Source organism: Segeticoccus rhizosphaerae, assembly GCF_009192725.1.
Taxonomy (GTDB): domain Bacteria; phylum Actinomycetota; class Actinomycetes; order Actinomycetales; family Dermatophilaceae; genus Segeticoccus; species Segeticoccus rhizosphaerae.
In genome coordinates this window covers 1-4,147 of record NZ_VOHR01000322.1, presented here as the reverse complement: position 1 = coordinate 4,147, position 4,147 = coordinate 1, and the positions used below count along the sequence as shown (strand labels likewise).

3 protein-coding genes are annotated in these 4,147 nt (G+C 71.5%); all 3 read right to left on the bottom strand.

The genetic code is table 11. The annotated features are described in order from the left end of the window. Positions 1-231 (bottom strand): Maf family protein (locus tag FRW57_RS18215; RefSeq protein ID WP_238999482.1); only part of this gene is annotated, 231 nt, incomplete at its 3' end. A 78-nt stretch (positions 232-309) separates the two neighbouring features. Beyond that, positions 310-2,169 carry a Na+/H+ antiporter gene (locus tag FRW57_RS18210; protein ID WP_137122444.1) on the bottom strand — a complete coding sequence of 620 codons (1,860 nt, stop codon included), beginning with the start codon at positions 2,167-2,169 and terminating at the stop codon, positions 310-312. Between the two features lie 81 nt (positions 2,170-2,250). Continuing rightward, on the bottom strand, positions 2,251-3,960 hold the full coding sequence (locus FRW57_RS18205) for a DUF885 domain-containing protein (RefSeq protein WP_137122443.1): 1,710 nt from the start codon (positions 3,958-3,960) through the stop codon (positions 2,251-2,253). Positions 3,961-4,147 lie beyond the last annotated feature (187 nt).

Sequence of the window (4,147 nt, the reverse complement as noted above, 5' to 3'; positions counted from 1 at the left end):
GGGGCCCCCGTCGGTGGCGAGCACGTGGGCCACCGCCTCGCACTTCGCGCGAGCCAGCAGCAGCGCGACGTCCTCGGGGGCCAGCCTCCCGTTCACGGCGGTGGCCTCCGCGACGGCCGCGTCCTCGTCCACGTGGGAGACGAGCACGTATGGCGTGATGCCGGCAGCCGTGAGCGTCTCCCGTCGCGCGGGGGAGGCAGAGGCGAGGACGAGCGGGATCGGCGCGGGCACCCCGCGAGATTAGCGCCCAGCGGTGCCGGGTGCGCGTGCAGAGTCCGCGGGTTCGCGGAGTTGGTCCGGTGGGGCCCGTCAGCCGGTGATCTGGTCCACGAAGCACCAGCGCCACGCCTCGCCCGGCTCGAAGCTGCGGATGACGGGGTGACCGGTGTCGTGGTAGTGGCGCCGGGCGTGCTGGCCCTCCGACGAGTCGCAGCAGCCCACGTTGCCGCAGGCGAGGCACAACCGCAGGTGCACGGTGCGGGTGCCCTCGCGCTCACAGTCCGGGCAGCCGTGCGGGGTCTTCGGGGTCACGTGCAGATCGGCGTGGCGCAGGTGTTCGCACCCGCCTTGGTCCAGCCCCGACCGCAGGGTCGCGTCGTTGAGGTCCCGGGTGCGCGCGTCGAGCCGGTCCAGCATCGACTCCTCCAGGTCGAGCGCGGCCATCACGTGGCTGAGCACCTCGTGGTCCGCGGTGCCCGAGTCGCGGATCTCCAGGACGGAGGCCCGCTCGGCCTGCAGCATCTCGAGGCGGAGCCGGCGGTAGGACTCGCCCGGCGTCTCCTCGCCGCTGTCGCCGCCCAGACGCTCCCAGACGACGTTGGTGCGTCGCTGGGAACGCTCCCGCAGCGTGCGCACCGTGTCGGTGTCGACGCCCTCCTGCAGGTCGTCGAGGACGGCCAGTCCCGCGGCGACTGCGGTCTGCAGCACGGTGGCCTCCTGGAGCGCGTCCTCGCGGGGGTCCGGGCCGTGGACGTTCAGCCGTCGGGCGAGCCAGGGCAGCGTCGAACCCTGCAACAACAGCGTTCCCGCGGTGACGACCATCGCGATCAGCACGAGGACCTCGCGGTGCTCGGTCTCGCTCGGCAGGATGAAGGCGGCGGCCAGGGTGACCACGCCCCGCATCCCCGCCCACGCGACGATGGCGGAGTGGGTCCACGGCGTGCGCTCCCCCTGCTCGGAGTGCTCGTGCAGCACGAGGCCACGCAGCGGGAAGACCCAGATCGGCCGCAGCAGGATGGTGGCCGCAAGGACGCCCGCGCTGGCCACGGCGATGGTGCTCCACGGCACGGGTGAGCTGCCGACATCGGTGAGGATCGTGCGCATCTGGAGTCCGATGAGCAAGAAGACGGCGTTCTCCAGCAGAAACTGGACGGTGGTCCAGTTGATCCCTGCCGCGAGCCGCGCCGAGGCGCTCTGGATGCGAGTGGCCTGGTGGGCCAGCACCAGCCCCGCGACCACGACGGCGAGGACGCCGGACGCGTGGATGTGCTCAGCAGGCAGGTAGGCCACGAACGGGGTGACGAAGGACAACGCGGTGTCAGTGGCAGTGTGCGTGATCCGCTTGCGGATCACGCCCATGATCCCGGCGGTCACCAGACCGACCGCCAACCCGCCGAACGCCGAGAGGAGGAAGTGTCCGAGGACCGGCCAGAGGCTGAAGGAACCGCCGATCGCGGCGATCGCCGTCCGCACGAGCACCAGGGCGGTCGCGTCGTTGACCAGCGACTCTCCCTCGAGCACGGTGACGATGCGACGGGGCAGACCGATCCGCCGGGCGATGCTGGTGGCGGCGACGGCATCCGGCGGAGCCACGACCGCTCCGAGTGCGAACGCCGCGCTGAAGGGCACCGGCAGCAGCCACCACGCCACCAGCCCGACACCGGCGGCGGTGAAGATCACCAGGCCCACGGAGAGGAATCCGATGGCGGACTTGTTGCTCCGGAAGTCGACGAGCGAGCTCTGCATCGCGGCGGCATACAGCAGCGGCGGCAGCAGCCCCACCAGGACGAGTTCGGGGCTGAGGGGCACCGTGGGCAGGAACGGCATGAAGGACGCCAGGATCCCGATCACGATCAGCAGCAGCGGCGCGGGCAGCTCGAAGCGGCGGGCGACCGCCGCGAAGACGAGGATCGTGGCGGTGAGCGACACGAGCAGCAGTGCGACGTCCACGCGGTGATCCTGTCAGACCGCGGGCGAGGTTCGGGACGCGACGACGACAGCGGCGAGGGTGGAGCGGAGCGATGCGGACTGTCAGCTGGTTCGGTCGAAACCCAGGACGGCCGTGCGCAGCGCGTCCAGCCCGACGCCGCCCACGTCCAGCGCGCGCCGGTGGAAGGCCTTGATGTCGAAGGCGTCGCCCTCGCGCTGACGGACCTCGTCGCGCAGCCCCAGCCACAGCCGCTCGCCGATCTTGTAGGAGGGCGCCTGACCCGGCCAGCCGAGGTAGCGGTCGAGCTCGAACCGCAGGAAGCCCTCGGCCATGTTGGCGTGGGCGGTGAGGAACTCCCACGCCTTGTCGTAGGTCCACGCGCCGCCGCCCACCGACTCCGGTGCCTCGAACCCGCAGTGGAATCCGATGTCCAGCACCACACGGGCCGCGCGGAGGGACTGGCCGTCCAGCAGGCCCATCCGGTCGCCCGGGTCGTCCATGTAGCCCAGCTCGGACATCAACCGCTCGGCATACAGGGCCCAGCCCTCGCCGTGGCCGGAGGTCCACGCCATCAGCCGACGCCAGCGGTTGAGGGTCTCGCTGCGGAACACCGTCTGGCCCACCTGCAGGTGGTGGCCGGGCACGCCTTCGTGGTAGACGGTCGTCAGCTCGCGCCAGGTCCCGAACTCCTCCACCCCCTTGGGCACCGACCACCACATCCGCCCGGGACGGCTGAAGTCCTCGCTCGGCCCGGTGTAGTAGATGCCGCCCGTCTGGGTGGGCGCGATGCGGCACTCGATGGCCCGGACGGGGTCGGGGATGTCGAAGTGGCTGCCGGCGAGCGCTTCGATGGCACCGTCGGCCTTCTCCTGCATCCACCGCTGCAACTCCTCGGTGCCGTGCAGCTGGTAGCGAACGTCGGCGTCGAGCAGCTCGACTGCCTCCTTGACGGTGGCGCCGGGCCGGATCCGCTCCGCCACGGTGACCATCTCCGCGGTGATGCGGGCGAGCTCCTCCTGACCCCAGGCGTAGGTCTCCTCCAGGTCGACCTCCGTCCCGAGGAAGGCACGAGAGAAGAGCTGGTAGCGCTCGCGCCCACAGGCGTCCGACTCCGGCGCCTGGTCGAGGAACTCGGTGCGCAACGTGTCCGCGAGGGTGGAGTAGGCCGAAGCGGCCTCGTGCACGGCGGCCTCGAGGTCGGCGGCCACCCCCGCGCCAAGGTCTCGGTCGCCACCGCTGGCCCCCTTCACGAGGGACGCGAAGTAGCCGTCCTCCGAGGTGAACTCGAGACACTGCTTGATGCAGGCCTGCACCTGTCGTCGCGGGCTGACGTCGCCGCGCGAGGCGGCCAGGCGCAGGGAGGTCACCCACTGGTCGAGCGCCGTGGGCACCTTGGCCATGCGCGATGCGATGACCGACCATTGCTCGTCGGTGTCGGTCGGCATGAGGTCGAAGATGCCGCGCACGTCCTGCAGGGGCGAGGCGATGACGTTCAGGGACATCTCGTCGAGCCCCGCCGCGTACTCCTCCTCCGCCAGCTCGAGCCGTTCGGTCATGGCGGCGAGAGTGGTCCGGTCGACGTCGTCGACGGGCTCCGAGGCCGCCAGCTGCTCGAGGGTCCCGCGACGCAGCTCGGAGTGGCGCGCGTAGCCATCTGGCGAGAAGTCGTCCAGATCCTCGTCGTGCCCCGGGATGCCGAGGTAGGTCGCGCCGATCGGGCTGAGGTCGACCGACGCGTCCACAAAGGCGTCCGCGATGCCGTCGATCGCGGTGGCGGGACGTGCGGTGCCGGGTGAGGTGTCAGGGGTCACAGGCAGAAGGTACCCGGCGACCGCGGCCACGTCGACGTCAGCGCGGCAGCGCGGACGCGCGCCATCGACCGGGCCCCGGATGAAGGCCCGATCGGACGAGTCGATCGCGCGCGGCCCAGACCGCGACGCCCGTCTCGGACCCGTCGTCGCTCTCGCTGCCCCCGCCCGCAGCGGCCCCGGCCAGGAC